Source organism: Aeromonas sp. FDAARGOS 1418 (genome assembly GCF_019048585.1).
Lineage (GTDB): Bacteria > Pseudomonadota > Gammaproteobacteria > Enterobacterales > Aeromonadaceae > Aeromonas > Aeromonas caviae.
Genome location: NZ_CP077387.1, coordinates 3,130,434 through 3,143,284, shown reverse-complemented (window position 1 = coordinate 3,143,284; position 12,851 = coordinate 3,130,434). Strand labels below are relative to the sequence as shown.

Sequence of the window (12,851 nt, the reverse complement as noted above, 5' to 3'; positions counted from 1 at the left end):
TGCCCACTCGCAGAAAAGGGATCCATGGGACGGGTCTGTCGTCACAAAGGCCAGGGAACCGGATAACCACAGTGTAACGGTTCAATGCCTAAAAAAAGTTGAAACAGATCTATTTTTGTTGAATTCGTGGCGCGAGTATAAAATTTATTTTGATGGTTATCCATTTTGTTAAGCGCCAGACAAACGTTTTGCAAAAAAATACCCGGCGATGCCGGGTATTCGAGAGCCATATGCAGCTTTATCACAGAGGCTTAACACTCGGTGATGTTGACGGCAAGGCCGCCCCGTGCGGTCTCCTTGTACTTGGTCTTCATGTCGTTGCCGGTTTCCCACATGGTTCTGATCACCTTGTCCAGTGACACCTTGTGCTCGCCGGTGCCGCGCAGGGCGAGGCGGGCGGCATTGATCGCCTTGACTGCGCCCATGGCGTTGCGCTCGATGCAGGGCACCTGCACCAGGCCACCGACGGGATCACAGGTCAGCCCGAGATTGTGCTCCATGCCGATCTCGGCGGCGTTCTCGACGATGGCGGGGCTGGCACCCAGCAGCTCGGCCAGGGCACCAGCGGCCATGGAGCAGGCCACGCCGACCTCGCCCTGACAGCCGACCTCGGCCCCCGAGAGGGAGGCATTCTTCTTGTAGAGGATGCCGATGGCGGCGGCAGTGAGGAAGTACTGCATCAACAGCTCGTCATCCACCTTGCGCACGAAGCGATCGTAATAGTGCAACACCGCGGGGATGATGCCCGCTGCGCCGTTGGTCGGCGCCGTCACCACGCGGCCCCCGGCGGCGTTCTCCTCGTTGACGGCCAGCGCAAAGAGATCCACCCACTCCATCACCATCAGCGGATCCTTGTTGAAATTGGTCTCGCCACAGAGCTGGCGATAGAGGGCGGGAGCCCGGCGCTTGACCTTGAGACCGCCTGGCAGCACCCCCTCGCTCTTGCAGCCACGCTCCACACACCCCTGCATCGCCTGCCAGATCTTGCGAAGCCCAGCCTTGATCTCCGCTTCCGAGCGAAACACCTTCTCGTTGGCCAGCATCAGCCCCGAGATGGAGAGGCCGCTCTCCTGGCACTGGGCCAGCAGTTCGGCGCCGCTCTCGAAGGGATAGGGGATGGGGTGGGCGGCATCGAAGCGGGCCGCCTCTTCCCGGGCGTTGGCGAAGTGACTCTCCTCGATGATGAAACCGCCCCCGATGGAGTAGTAGGTCTGCTCGAACACAAGGGTGTCACCCTCATAGGCGCGTAATGTCATGCCGTTGGAGTGGGCGGGAAGGGTCTTGCGCCGGTTGAAGAGGATGGCGCCGATGCGGGGAAATTCGCTGGGTTGCTCGCCGCCCAGGCAGAGGGTCTGGGTCTGCTCTACCTGGGCGAGGAAGGCGGGAATGGCCTCGATGTCCACGGATTCGGGTTCAAATCCGGCCAGTCCCAGGATGATGGCCTTGCCGGTGCCGTGCCCCTTGCCGGTCTGGCCCAGTGAGCCGTAGCACTCGACGACGACGCGTCCGGTACGGGAGAGGAGTGCGTTCGCTTTGAGGGTCTGGATGAAGGCGCAGGCGGCCCGCATCGGTCCCACGGTATGGGAGGAGGAGGGGCCTATCCCGATGGAAAACATGTCGAAGACACTGATCATGACGTACTCCAATTATGGATTTCGTCTAAACATTGTAAATTTTTTGTAGTCGTTGAAAAGGGGGGAGATAGCGGGGTGTGATGGCGGTAGGGAAATGGGCGCGGGAGAGGCGCGCCATGGGGGAGCCGCTCGGCATCCCATGGCGCGCGTGATACATCAGTCGAGGAACTCGCACAGATAGGCGGAGGCGATCTTCACTTCCAGCTTGAAGGAGGAGTGACCGGCCACGTCGAAGGATTCTCCCTGCTGGTAGGTGTGCCACTCATCTTCGTCGGCCAGCTGGATGGTGAGGGCGCCCTTGATCACCGTCATGCGCTCCGGGGCGGCGGTATTGAACAGGTACTCGCCCGCTTCCATCACACCAACGGTAGCTTTCTCGCCTTTTTGCTCGAAACCGATGGATTTAACATTTCCGTCAAAATATTCGTTAACTTTCAGCATCTTTTCTTCCCTGTATGCACGTTTGCAGAGCCAACGTAGCACACTGTTTTGGATGTTGTCATGGTAAAAGGAGCAAAAACAGCCGTGTCTCTTTTGAGGCTTTACTTTCTCATAAAGTTATCAATGCATTTCGTTAACGGATTCTGATGTAAAACGGGGCGCAAATATGAGATAAAGCGCACCGCCAGAGCAATGGAGAGGATTTGACGCTCTGGGTGGTCATTTACGCTGTAAAAGTGTGAGTAATTGCTAAATAAAGGAACATTCTGTGTTAACAAAAGGATTAATCAAAAACATCGGCTTCCAGGTAGTGGTGGCCATGGTGCTGGGCGCGCTGGTCGGGGCACTCATGGGAGAGCAAGCCACAGTGTTTGCGCCGCTCGGCACCCTGTTTATCCAGCTGATCAAGATGCTGGTGATCCCGCTGGTGGCGGTGGCCATCCTGTCCGGGGCCGCCAACCTGGGGGCCAGCCCCGCTGCTGGCAAGATTGGCGTCACCACGCTCGCCTTCTTCCTCGGCACCTCCGCACTGGCGGTGTTCCTGGCGCTGGTGATGGGTCAGGTGTTCAAACCCGGTGTGGGCGTTGACTTTGGCGCCACCGCGGCCATGTTCTCCGGCGACTACGCCGACAAGGGTGCACTGCCCGATGCGGTGGCCACCCTGCTTGGCATGATCCCGACCAACGTGTTCAGCGCCTTGAACGAGGCCAACATCCTGCAGATCCTGGTGTTCTGCATGTTCCTCGGCATCGCCCTGGCCAAGCAGCCCCGCGAGCGCGCCAAGCCGCTGGTGGACGGGCTCAACACCCTGGTGGACGCTTTCGTCTGGATGATCAACAAGGTGATGCTGATCGCCCCCATCGGCGTCTTCGGCCTGATGGCCGACGCCATCGGCACCTACGGCTTCGACGTGCTGACCCTGGTGCTCAAGCTGTTCGTCGTCTATGTCGCCGCCATCCTCATCTTCGGCTTCGTGGTCTATCCGCTGCTGATCGCGTTCTTCTCCAACACGCCGGTACGCAAGTACTTCTCCGCGATGAAGAAACCGCAGATCGTGGCCTTCTCCACCGCCTCTTCCATGGCGACCCTGCCGGTCAACATGGAGACCTGCGAGCGCGATCTGAAGGTGACCAACGCCACCGCTTCCTTCGTGCTGCCGCTGGGCGCCACCATCAATATGAGCGGCAATGCCATCTATTACGGCCTGGTCGCCATCTTCTTCGCCCAGGTCTATAACATCGATCTTTCCATGGGTGCCTGGGCGGCGATCATCGTCACCTCCACCCTGGGTGCCATCGGTCAGGCCGGTGTACCGGGCCCGAGCTTCCTGGTGGTTGCCGTGCTGCTGGCGGCCGGGATTCCCATCGAGGGTCTGCCGCTGCTGTTCGCGCTGGATCGTCTGTTCGACATGATCCGCACCGCGCTCAACATCACCGGCGATGCGGCCTGCGCCATCATTGTCGATCGCTACAGCCCGGATTACGATCCGAACCGCTGGAGCAAGGAGGCCTGATATCGGTCGTCCACCATGCATGACAAGAGGGAGGCTTCAAGCCTCCCTCTTTCATTTGTGTCTATTTGCTGGCGGTGATCCCCGCTTGCCTCGCCCGTCTGCGTGACTCAGGGGGAGAGGTGTGCCAGGGCCTGGCGGCAGCGCTGTTCGGCCGCCTCCAGCTCCAGCAGGACCATCTGGATATCTTCCAACTGCTGCTGCAGGGTCTCCCGCTTGTCGGCCACCAGCCCCAGCATGGTCTGCAACTGGGAGCGGCTGCTCTTGTCCGCATCGTAGAGATCGAACAGCTCCCGGATCTCTGCGAGGCTGAAGCCCAGACGCTTGCCACGCAGGGTCAGCTTGAGCCGCACCCTGTCCTGACGGCTGTAGATCCTGTGCTGTCCCTGGCGGGTCGGGTTGAGCAGGCCCTGATCCTCGTAGAAGCGGATGCTGCGGGTGGTCACATCGAACTCGCGAGCCAGTTCGCTGATGCTGAAGGTGCGGGTGTCGTCCCTGGATTTGGTCATGGGGCTGTCTTGGCTGCCATCTGGTTGTCAATGCAGGCTGGCACCTTACCCAAACGTCAACTTCCCCGCAAGTCTTGTTCCTGTCGCGGTCGCGGCATATGTTATCCCGATGTAACAAGGAGAGTGCTATCGATGGATATCGTGATTGTGGCGGCCAAACGTACCCCCATGGGGGCCTTCCAGGGGGCCCTGAGCGTGCTCGGTGCCCCCGAGCTTGGCGCCTGCGCCATCCGCGCCGCGCTGGCGCAGGCCGGGATGACGGGGGAGCAGGTCAATGAGGTCTATATGGGCAACGTGCTGAGCGCAGGGGTCGGCCAGGCGCCAGCCCGCCAGGCAGCGCTCAAGGGGGGGCTGCCGGACAGCGTGCCCTGCACCACCATCAACAAGGTGTGCGGCTCCGGCATGAAGGCGGTGATGCTGGCGGCGGACAGCCTGCGCCTGGGGGAGGCCGAGGTCGTGGTGGCGGGGGGCATGGAGAGCATGAGCCGCGCCCCCTATCTGCTGGACAAGGCGCGCAGCGGTTTTCGCATGGGGCACCAGAGCGTGCTCGATCACATGTTCCTGGACGGCTTGCAGGATGCCTACGAAGGTCATCTGATGGGTCATTACGCCCAGTTGAGTGCCGATCGCAGCGGACTGACCCGGGCCGACATGGATGCCTTTGCCATCGCCTCCCTGGAGCGGGCGCTGACAGCGCAGCGCAGCGGTGCCTTTGCCGCGGAACTGGCTCCCGTCATGACCTCTGAGGATACCCTGCTGCTGGCCGAGGATGAGCAACCGGGCAAAGCCAGGCCCGACAAGATCCCCGGCCTCAAGCCGGCCTTCAGCAAGCACGGCACCATCACGGCGGCCAATGCAAGCTCCATCTCGGACGGGGCGGCTGCCCTGGTGCTGATGCGGGGCGAGACCGCTGCCCGGCTCGGATTGCCGGTGCTGGCCAGGGTAGTGGGTTACCAGAGTCACGCCGCACTGCCGGCGGAGTTTACCAGTGCCCCCGTCGGCGCCATTGACAAGTTGCTGGCCCGGGTGGGCTGGTCGGTGGAGGAGGTGGACCTGTTCGAGGTGAACGAGGCATTCGCCATGGTGAGCATGCTGGCGATGGCCGGGTGCGGCATTCCCCATCACAAGTTGAACGTGAACGGCGGGGCCTGTGCGCTGGGGCACCCTCTTGGCGCCAGTGGCGCCCGCATCCTGGTGACCCTGATCCATGCCCTGCGTGCCCGCGGGCTCAGACGAGGGGTGGCGAGCCTGTGCATCGGGGGAGGGGAGGCAACGGCCATCGCCATCGAGGCAGGCTGAATGCGTGGGTGAGAGTGCAGCGGGTTGATGGAATGACAACGTCCCTTCAAGAGGGACGTTGTCATGTCTGGCGGGAGTGGACCGGTTGCTCTTCCATGGCCTGAAGCTGCTGGTTGACCCAGGCGGTGGCGCTCAGATAGAGGTGGCTGACCTTCTCTTCGTTGAGGCCGAGCCGGACGGTGTTGGCTGCAACCCGCTGCCAGTCGGCTTTCTCGAAATCTTCACAGAACGCGAGGTAGAACCCGAGCTTGCCCTTGCGGGTGAGCAGGGCGGCACGAATGTCGTCGGTCAGGGGAATGGAGCCGAGCAGCTGATCCAGCGGTTCGCCCATGAGCACGTCCAGCAGGGAGAAGAGGCCGGTGACAAAGGCTTGCTGTGCCTGCTCTGCGGGCGCATGGGTCTGGGCCAGCAGTTCGCAGAACCGGGCTCGGATGAGGGACATCTGGTGGAGTTCGGCACTCTTTTCACTCCCCGCACTGGTGGCGGCGATCAGGGCGACGAAGCGCTTGAGCTGGGCGTGCCCCAGGGAACTTGCGGCCTGGCGAAACGAGGCGATGGGCTGGGGGAAACGCTTGAGGTGGTTGATGTAGCGCAGCAGCTTGAGGGAGAGGGTGAGATCCTGGTTGAGCAGTTGCTCAATCTTGTCCAGATCCGGTTCGGTCTGATTGACCACCTCGAGCAGCTGCATCACCACCAGCTGGGCCGGTGGTATGGTGGGCTGTTGCACCATCTGGGGGCGGCTGAAGAAAAATCCCTGGAACAGGGTGACACCGAGCTGCTTCATCCGCTCGAACTCGGCCTGATCCTCGACTTTCTCGGCCAGATAGGTGAGGGGCAGGTGGCGATGATTCGCCATGAAGTGCTCGATGCAGGGTTGCGGCGTGCTGCGCAGGTCGAACTTGATGATATGGATGTAGGGGAGGAACCTGTCCCAGTCTGAGACCATGGTGAAGTCATCCAGCGCCAACCGATAGCCCAGCCCATAGAGCTGGATCACTTTTTCCAGCAGCGCATCGTCGGGCTCGGCATCCTCCAGGATCTCGATCACCACCTTGTCACGGGGGAGGCATTCGGCCAATCCATCCAGCAACAGGGAGTGGGGGAAATTGATGTAGCAGGGGTGATCTCCGATGAGATGATCGATGTTCTGCTGCAAGAACTGCTCGGCAACCAGCCTGGAAGTGGCCTGCTGTGCGGAGACGGAGGGAAATACATTGTCCAGGCTGTCGCGAAACAGCAGCTCATAGGCTTGGGTGTTCAACTCCCGATCCAGAATGGGCTGCCTTGCTACATAGGAATACATGTATCTCTCCACCATGGTTACAGGCTTGATTCTATGGTGAAGCGGATCACTATGCCAGTGCCGACCGGTCGGGAAGGTCAACAACTGGCATACTATTTGTCAGGAAACCCGGGGTGTCAGAACAGGTAGTTGAGCTGCAGGCCGGCGAGCCAGGCATCCCCTTCCGAGGTGCCATTGAAGGTGGAGGTGGTCTGCGGGATGCCGGGCCTGAGCTGCATGGTTTCGCTCACGTCCACCTTCTTGCCGTCGATCAGGGTCAGCCCCAGATCCAGCGAGAGGTGACGGTCAATCTGGTAGCCCACGCCAGCGCTGTACCAGACCCGATCCGAGTCGGGGATGGAGATGGTGCGGCGATCCGCCGGGACCGGGCTGCGGTCGTAGGCGATACCGGAGCGCAGTTGCCACTGGGGGGCCAGCTGGTAGGTCATCCCCAGGGCATAGCGCCAGCTGTCTTCCCAGTGCTCCTCTTTGATGTGCATGGTGCCGTGGTGGTCGAGCTCGGATTCGAGCTGCACGAACTTGCTCCAGTTGGTCCAGTTGATGCTCGAATGCAGCGCCAGGGCCGGGGTGAGTTGATGGAACAGGGCCAGCTCGGCGGTGGCGGGCAGAGGCAGATCCAGGCTGCCGGTATCGGTGAAGGGCTGGCCCTTCTGATCGATGCCGATGGCGTCACCAGAGAGGGTCAGGGTCACGTCGTGGCGATAGGAGAGACCGATGCGGGTTGCCTGCGACAACTCAAGCAGGGTGCCCAGGTTCCAGCCCATGGCCCAGCCATCCCCTTTCAGGTGCTTGGCTATCTGGTTGTTGGAGGGGAAAGTGCCGCCCACTTCCCCTTCCCCCTGAATGGCGGAGAGACCGGCCCCGACGGACCAGATGCGGTTGATGCGATAGGCCAGGGAGGCCCCCAGATCCATGGTCTTGATGTCGGAGACGTTGCCGAAGTGACCGGCGTTGTAGTTGTCCGGCATCTTGACCCCGAGTCCGTAATAGGAGGTGGCGGCAAGTCCGAGGCGCCATTGTTCGTTGAGGGGCACGATGAGATAGGCGTTGGGCACCCAGGCGTCACCCGCAATGTCGTGGGCTCCGGCATCCAGGCTGACCGGCCCCTGGGGGGTAGGCACCCGGGTGGTGCCCTCGATGTTGACGTCGGGGTGCACGTGGATAACGCCGCCGGAGAAGGCCAGGGTATCGAACCGGGTCATGGCGGCGGCATTGCGGGAGAGCACGCTGGCATTGTCGGCGATGGCGGCCTCACCCGCGAAGGCACGCCCCATGCCTGTGGCGGATTGCTCCGCGAGCTGGAAGCCGGCAGCCTGCACCTGGCTCGACAGCAGCAAGAGGGCTATGAGGGAGGGTTTGAACGTCGGATGCATGGTCTTTCCTCGGGATGAACTGGGTGTTCATTCTGTTATTCGGTTGGGGCCGGGATTTTATATGGTATGACCAGCAAGGCAACGGGGAGAGGGGAACGTGCGGCAAAACGGGATTAAATGCTGAAAGAAATCCCCATAACAGCTTGATAAAAAAAGAAAAGAGTACAGTTGTTTACCACAGCTGTGCGCTCAGATGGCGAAGTTGGATAAAAAAAGAGCGCCCTGGGGCGCTCTTGATGATGACATGAAAATCAGAATTTCATGTTGAACTGGGCGGAAGCCAGCAGGGCGTTGCCGTGAGAGGTGCCCTTCCAGCGCAGCGCATCGCTGTGGTTGCGCAGGCCTTCGTTCACGTCCACTTCCTTGCCGTCCAGATAGGCCATGCCGAAGTCGAGGCTCATGTCCGGATTGATGTGGTAGGTGGCACCGGCGCTGTACCAGATACGGTCGGAGTCAGGAATGCTCAGGCTGCGGTATTCCGGCTCGATGGGGCTGTTGTCGTAGGCGAAGCCGATACGGGCTTCCCAGGACGGGTTGACGTACCAGGTACCGCCCAGGGCGTAACGGGCAGAGTCCTTGAACTTCTCGTCTTTTTGCAGGCACACGCCGCCGGCGCAGTTGCTGCTGGTGGCCTTGAGCTCCTGGAAGGCGCTCCAGTCGGTCCAGTTCACGGAGTAGTGGACAGCGAATTGCTGGTTCAGGCGGTGGTAGCCTGCGAATTCGGCCTGGGCAGGCAGATCCAGCTTCAGGTTGCCATCGACGACGCGATTGCCGGAGGTGGCGCCCTGGAAGTCGCCGTCAAAGCTCAAGTCCACCTGGGAGCGGTAGGTCAGGGCGAGGCGGTTGTTTTCATTGATCTCGTACAGGGTGCCGACGTTCCAGCCAAAGCCCCAGGTATCGCCCTTCAGATGAGCCAGACGGGTATCGGAGTTGGCGCCCGGAATGGCGGCGGAAAGCGCACCGGCATAACGGTTCAGCTCGGCGGCGGCGTAGACGGCATTGATGCCGGCACCGACGCTGAAGCTGGAGTTGATGCGATAGGCGATGTTGGGGTTGATGTTGAAGGTCAGCAGCTCGGTGTCACCGGCGCCGGCACCGGCCGCGAAGGTCTTGGAATATTCGGTGGAGAGGCCGTAGTTGGAGAAGAGGCCGATCCCCCAGGCCCACTGATCATTCAGGGGCTGGATGAAGTAGGTGGCCGGCACGAAGGCATCGGGGGCGATGTCGCTCTCGCTGGACGGAGCCAGCTTGGTGGGGCCGGCATAAATGTCGCCAGCCACGTCCACGTCGGGCTTGATATAGGTGCCGGATACAGACAGTGCCATCTTGTCGAAGGTGGTCATGGCCGCCGGGTTGCGGGACAGCACGGCCGCGTTGTCGGCGATGGCTGCTTCACCTGCGTAGGCGCGACCCAGACCGGAGGCCGAGTGCTCGTTCAGCTGGAACGCGGCGGCGAAGGTCTGGGTGCTGGCCAGGGTCACGGCCGCAGCGATCAGGCTTTTCTTGAAAAAGGCAGTTGTCATAGTGTTCTCTCTTTGTAAGCAGATTTTCTGTCGACATCGCGGCTCTTTGGCGGCTATTGACGACATGATCTGTTGTTATGTCAGCTTCTTCCCATTCATTGCTGGCGTGATTCTATGGATCTGGTAGGAGGTAAGAAATCAGACCAGTGACAGCAGAATACATAAAAGTTTCCATTGTGTTAATCATTTGTTTTAACTTGCCGTTTTATTAGGCTGATTTATCTATTATTGGATAAATAAAGCACAAATGGTGCCGTTTGCGTCATTTAAAATAAATAGTAAAAATGTGACTTCGCGCGGGCAATGGGCGGGAACATGCGGGGATGTGGGGATGAACAGGCAGACAATGAGGATGTCTGCCTGTGATGTGGCTGAGGCGGAGGACGAGTCAGCCTGGGTCAAGGTCTGTTAAATGGACCAGTGCAGGCGTGACTCAAGCTGGCGGGCAACTGGGGCGAGGGGCTCCTGCATGTCTCCGATGAGCACCATGTTGGCCCCCTTGAGCGGCAGTATCTCCCCCTTGAGGGTCCCGTCTGCAAAATCGGACTGGATCGTCAGTGGCAGATGCTTGGGGACGAGAAACAGGGTGACCGGTCCCATCTTGCCCTGCAGCACCATGTGCAGGGCCGGTCCCTGGTAGAAGGCGCAGTGGTTGACATAGGTTACCTTCATGCCCGGCATCTCGCTCAGGGTGGCGCCATATTTCTCCATTTTCGCGTTGATGGTGTGCAGGCTGACCCGCTCATCCACCGCATGAATGAAGGGCTCTTCCCCATAAACGTGGGACATGGCGACTTGAGCCAGCGACAGGGTGTCCGGTGCCACAGGCCAGCTGATCCAGCGGGTGCTCATGCCGAGCAGGAAGGCGACCGAGGCCGCGATGGCCAGAGCGCGCCATTGCGTGCGTGCAGGAGTGACGGGCAGCGGGACCACCTGCTCCTCTTCGGCTGCCATCGCCTGCCTGAGCAGGATCCGCTCCGCAAGACCGGCCGGTACGTCCACTTCCAGAGTGCTGCGCACCTGGCGCTCGAGCTGCTGCATCTCGTCCAGATGCTTGCGATTGGCCGGTGACGCCTCGGCTGCTTTCAAGAAGGCGGGATCCCTGTCCGAGGGGTGAGTGATGGCCCGGCGGCGAAATTCAAGCTCATCCATTGGTGTGTCCTCTCTGTTGTTTCGCAGACTCCATGGCCTCTTTTATCTGGTTGCGGGCGCGAAACAGCCTTGTCATGACGGTGTTCTTGTTCAGGCCGAGTTGCTCGGCGATCTCCTCCCCGCTGAATCCCCCCAGTACCTGCAGCAGCAGCGGCTCTTGATACTCGGCAGGCAGGCGGGCGATGTGGCGCCTGAGCCATTCGTGCTCCATCTCCTGCTCGCTTGGCAGGACACCCTGATCCCGCAGGGGGTGCTCGTCGAGGTCGACAAGATCGAACTGCTTTCGCTCAAAGCGGCGGGCATTCTCCCGCCGCAATATGGTGATGAGCCACGCCTTGGCAGCCTTGTCGTCCAGCAGGGTATCTATCGCCTTCCAGGCGCGCAGGAAAGTCTCCTGCACCAGATCCTCGGCGATTTGCGGATCCCGGCACAGCCAGTAGGCGTAGCGGTAGATGTCCCCGTGCAGGGCGTGCACCAGGGCTTCGTACTTGGTTTGTTTGTCTGCCATCTCCCCATAGACCGGAGAAGCGCAGGGATCCTTTCCCGTGCCGGCCCTTTTTCTTCTGAAAAAACCTAACGCCATAAAAGGGTGTCCTGTTTCATGAGGGGCGCATCATGCACGCATCCACGCCAGTATTCGAAGACCATAGGCTATCGCAAAGCTCTCCCAGGTGCACAACTCCCTGGCGAGCGCCTGTCTGGGCAGGTGTTCGCCAGGGGCGAGTACGGGGGCAAAACAGGCCCGATCCAGGTCGTCCAGCAGCGCTCCCATGGCGGGGTCGCGGTGACAGGGCAGCCTGGCCAGATGCAGACAGGGGGCGTCCCAGCGCAGGACGGCCCAGGTCAGCAGGGTTTCCCTGGCCTCGTCAGGAGAGCCCGTGGCGAGGGCCCGTTGCAGGCGATAGAAGGCGCGCCAGCGCGGCCAGCGGCGCATGAATGCCCGCAGCAGGATGGCCAGGAGCACCCAATAGAGATACTGGACCCCTGGTGCGGGGGAGGCGGGAGTGGCGCTCTCCCTTGCCGTGAACACCAGAGAATGTGCGGGCAGGCGCGCCTCCTCGATGCGACCGCTCTGGGTGTTGAACCAGCGCAGGGTCTGGGGGGGCAGCACATAGCGCCCCGCCTCGTCGGTGGTCAGGGCCTGGCGCCACTGGCGCTCGAAGCGAAGCGCCCCCTCGGCCACGAATCGCTCCTGTTGCTGCTCGCCGTCCGGCTTCATGGAGAGGCCGGCGGGCAGGGGCGGGGGCGGCAAGGGGGGCAGGCGGTTGCCATCCCCCCCTTCCATCACCAGGGTGAGGGTGCGGATCACCGGCTCACCCACCCTGGCCTGCGCCGGGCTGAACTGCTGGCGCAGCACCAGGCTGCTCGCCACCGGCTCCAGGGGGGCCTTGTCCACCTTGATGAAGAGGGTCGTCGCCCTGGCGGACAGCAGATCCCCCGCGTTGTCTGGCGCGGTCGCACCGGCCTGGTCCTGGGGCGGCAACCGCCCCTGAAAGCGGGGGGATTCGACGCGATGGAGCCCGGGCCCTTTGGCCTGCAGCAGCCATTTTCTCGTGAGACGCCCGGGCAGGCCGGGGCTGGCGGGAGAGTCCCAGCGGTCCTCGCCAAGGCGGCGAATGGTAAAGGCCGGGGTGATGGGCTCGCCGAGGTTGGGGGCCTCCAGGTTGGCAGGCAGCCAGAGGGTCAGCTCATAGATGAAGGGCTGGCCGGGGTAGAGATTCCCCTCATGGAGCACCCGGGCCTGCAGCTCGACCGGAGAGAATACCGGGTCTTGTGCCGGCATCAGGGTGCCGTCCAGGGAACGTGTCGGCACCGCCAGGGAGGGGGTGAGATCGGCGCCAAGGGGCAGGGAGGGCACCTGGCGCGGGCTGGTATCGAGCAGGTGCAGGGGGATCTGCCAGCGGGTCAGGCTGCGGCTCTGGGCACTGACCCGCTGGATACTGACCCGCCCGACCGCAAACTGGCGCAGCAGCGGTTGCAGGTTGAGATCCTCATCGCGGTGCAGCCCGTCGGCCTCGATGACGAGCAGCCAGTCGCGCTCGCTCGCCCCCGGCAACAGCTCGGCCTCGACAGGGACGGCCTGCACCCGCATGGCGCACAGGGCGAG

General features: G+C 61.7%; 11 protein-coding genes. 2 read left to right on the top strand and 9 right to left on the bottom strand.

What is annotated here, in order from left to right:
• Window positions 1-251: 251 nt before the first annotated feature.
• On the bottom strand, window positions 252-1,634 hold the full coding sequence (locus I6L48_RS14660) for an L-serine ammonia-lyase (protein ID WP_010674652.1): 1,383 nt from the start codon (window positions 1,632-1,634) through the stop codon (window positions 252-254).
• Window positions 1,635-1,790: 156 nt separating this feature from the next.
• Window positions 1,791-2,075: a pyrimidine/purine nucleoside phosphorylase gene (locus I6L48_RS14655; RefSeq protein WP_010674653.1), complete on the bottom strand. Its 285-nt coding sequence runs from the start codon at window positions 2,073-2,075 to the stop codon at window positions 1,791-1,793.
• Window positions 2,076-2,343: 268 nt separating this feature from the next.
• On the opposite strand from I6L48_RS14655, the gene I6L48_RS14650 reads away from it, so the two are divergent.
• Window positions 2,344-3,588 carry a dicarboxylate/amino acid:cation symporter gene (locus I6L48_RS14650; protein ID WP_041215213.1) on the top strand — a complete coding sequence of 415 codons (1,245 nt, stop codon included), beginning with the start codon at window positions 2,344-2,346 and terminating at the stop codon, window positions 3,586-3,588.
• A 107-nt stretch (window positions 3,589-3,695) separates the two neighbouring features.
• Here the strand turns inward: I6L48_RS14650 and I6L48_RS14645 are convergent, their stop codons facing one another.
• On the bottom strand, window positions 3,696-4,094 hold the full coding sequence (locus tag I6L48_RS14645) for a MerR family DNA-binding transcriptional regulator (RefSeq protein ID WP_010674655.1): 399 nt from the start codon (window positions 4,092-4,094) through the stop codon (window positions 3,696-3,698).
• Between the two features lie 132 nt (window positions 4,095-4,226).
• Between I6L48_RS14645 and I6L48_RS14640 the strand changes: the two genes are divergently transcribed.
• Window positions 4,227-5,393, top strand: a complete 1,167-nt coding sequence (locus tag I6L48_RS14640) for a thiolase family protein (protein ID WP_109112698.1) — start codon at window positions 4,227-4,229, stop codon at window positions 5,391-5,393.
• 61 nt (window positions 5,394-5,454) lie between these two features.
• On the opposite strand, the gene I6L48_RS14635 is transcribed toward I6L48_RS14640, so the two are convergent.
• The 6 genes from I6L48_RS14635 to I6L48_RS14610 all read right to left on the bottom strand — a co-directional run bounded on the left by I6L48_RS14635 (window position 5,455) and on the right by I6L48_RS14610 (window position 12,836).
• Window positions 5,455-6,696 carry an EAL and HDOD domain-containing protein gene (locus I6L48_RS14635; RefSeq protein WP_113070305.1) on the bottom strand — a complete coding sequence of 414 codons (1,242 nt, stop codon included), beginning with the start codon at window positions 6,694-6,696 and terminating at the stop codon, window positions 5,455-5,457.
• Window positions 6,697-6,812: 116 nt separating this feature from the next.
• The gene (locus I6L48_RS14630; RefSeq protein ID WP_113070304.1) at window positions 6,813-8,069 is read right to left on the bottom strand and encodes an outer membrane protein transport protein; all 1,257 of its coding nucleotides are present in this window, start codon (window positions 8,067-8,069) and stop codon (window positions 6,813-6,815) included.
• Between the two features lie 251 nt (window positions 8,070-8,320).
• Entirely contained in the window at window positions 8,321-9,592 is a 1,272-nt protein-coding gene (locus tag I6L48_RS14625; RefSeq protein ID WP_039039109.1) for an outer membrane protein transport protein, read from the bottom strand.
• 408 nt (window positions 9,593-10,000) lie between these two features.
• The gene (locus tag I6L48_RS14620) at window positions 10,001-10,744 is read right to left on the bottom strand and encodes a DUF3379 domain-containing protein (protein ID WP_041215209.1); all 744 of its coding nucleotides are present in this window, start codon (window positions 10,742-10,744) and stop codon (window positions 10,001-10,003) included.
• On the bottom strand, window positions 10,737-11,327 hold the full coding sequence (locus I6L48_RS14615) for a sigma-70 family RNA polymerase sigma factor (RefSeq protein WP_216987380.1): 591 nt from the start codon (window positions 11,325-11,327) through the stop codon (window positions 10,737-10,739). Before I6L48_RS14615 ends, I6L48_RS14620 begins: the two co-directional genes overlap by 8 nt.
• A 30-nt stretch (window positions 11,328-11,357) precedes the next feature.
• Window positions 11,358-12,836, bottom strand: coding sequence for a BatD family protein (locus I6L48_RS14610; protein WP_216988080.1), 1,479 nt, complete (start codon window positions 12,834-12,836; stop codon window positions 11,358-11,360).
• Between the last annotated feature and the right edge of the window lie 15 nt (window positions 12,837-12,851).

What these genes read in the sequence shown, in the direction of transcription:
- I6L48_RS14635 (WP_113070305.1), bottom strand. Translation starts at nt 6,696, where the DNA reads ATGTATTCCTATGTAGCAAGGCAGCCCATTCTGGATCGGGAGTTGAAC.
- I6L48_RS14620 (WP_041215209.1), bottom strand. Translation starts at nt 10,744, where the DNA reads ATGGATGAGCTTGAATTTCGCCGCCGGGCCATCACTCACCCCTCGGAC.
- I6L48_RS14655 (WP_010674653.1), bottom strand. Translation starts at nt 2,075, where the DNA reads ATGCTGAAAGTTAACGAATATTTTGACGGAAATGTTAAATCCATCGGT.
- I6L48_RS14645 (WP_010674655.1), bottom strand. Translation starts at nt 4,094, where the DNA reads ATGACCAAATCCAGGGACGACACCCGCACCTTCAGCATCAGCGAACTG.
- I6L48_RS14615 (WP_216987380.1), bottom strand. Translation starts at nt 11,327, where the DNA reads ATGGCGTTAGGTTTTTTCAGAAGAAAAAGGGCCGGCACGGGAAAGGAT.
- I6L48_RS14610 (WP_216988080.1), bottom strand. Translation starts at nt 12,836, where the DNA reads ATGCGGGTGCAGGCCGTCCCTGTCGAGGCCGAGCTGTTGCCGGGGGCG.
- I6L48_RS14630 (WP_113070304.1), bottom strand. Translation starts at nt 8,069, where the DNA reads ATGCATCCGACGTTCAAACCCTCCCTCATAGCCCTCTTGCTGCTGTCG.
- I6L48_RS14625 (WP_039039109.1), bottom strand. Translation starts at nt 9,592, where the DNA reads ATGACAACTGCCTTTTTCAAGAAAAGCCTGATCGCTGCGGCCGTGACC.
- I6L48_RS14660 (WP_010674652.1), bottom strand. Translation starts at nt 1,634, where the DNA reads ATGATCAGTGTCTTCGACATGTTTTCCATCGGGATAGGCCCCTCCTCC.
- I6L48_RS14640 (WP_109112698.1), top strand. Translation starts at nt 4,227, where the DNA reads ATGGATATCGTGATTGTGGCGGCCAAACGTACCCCCATGGGGGCCTTC.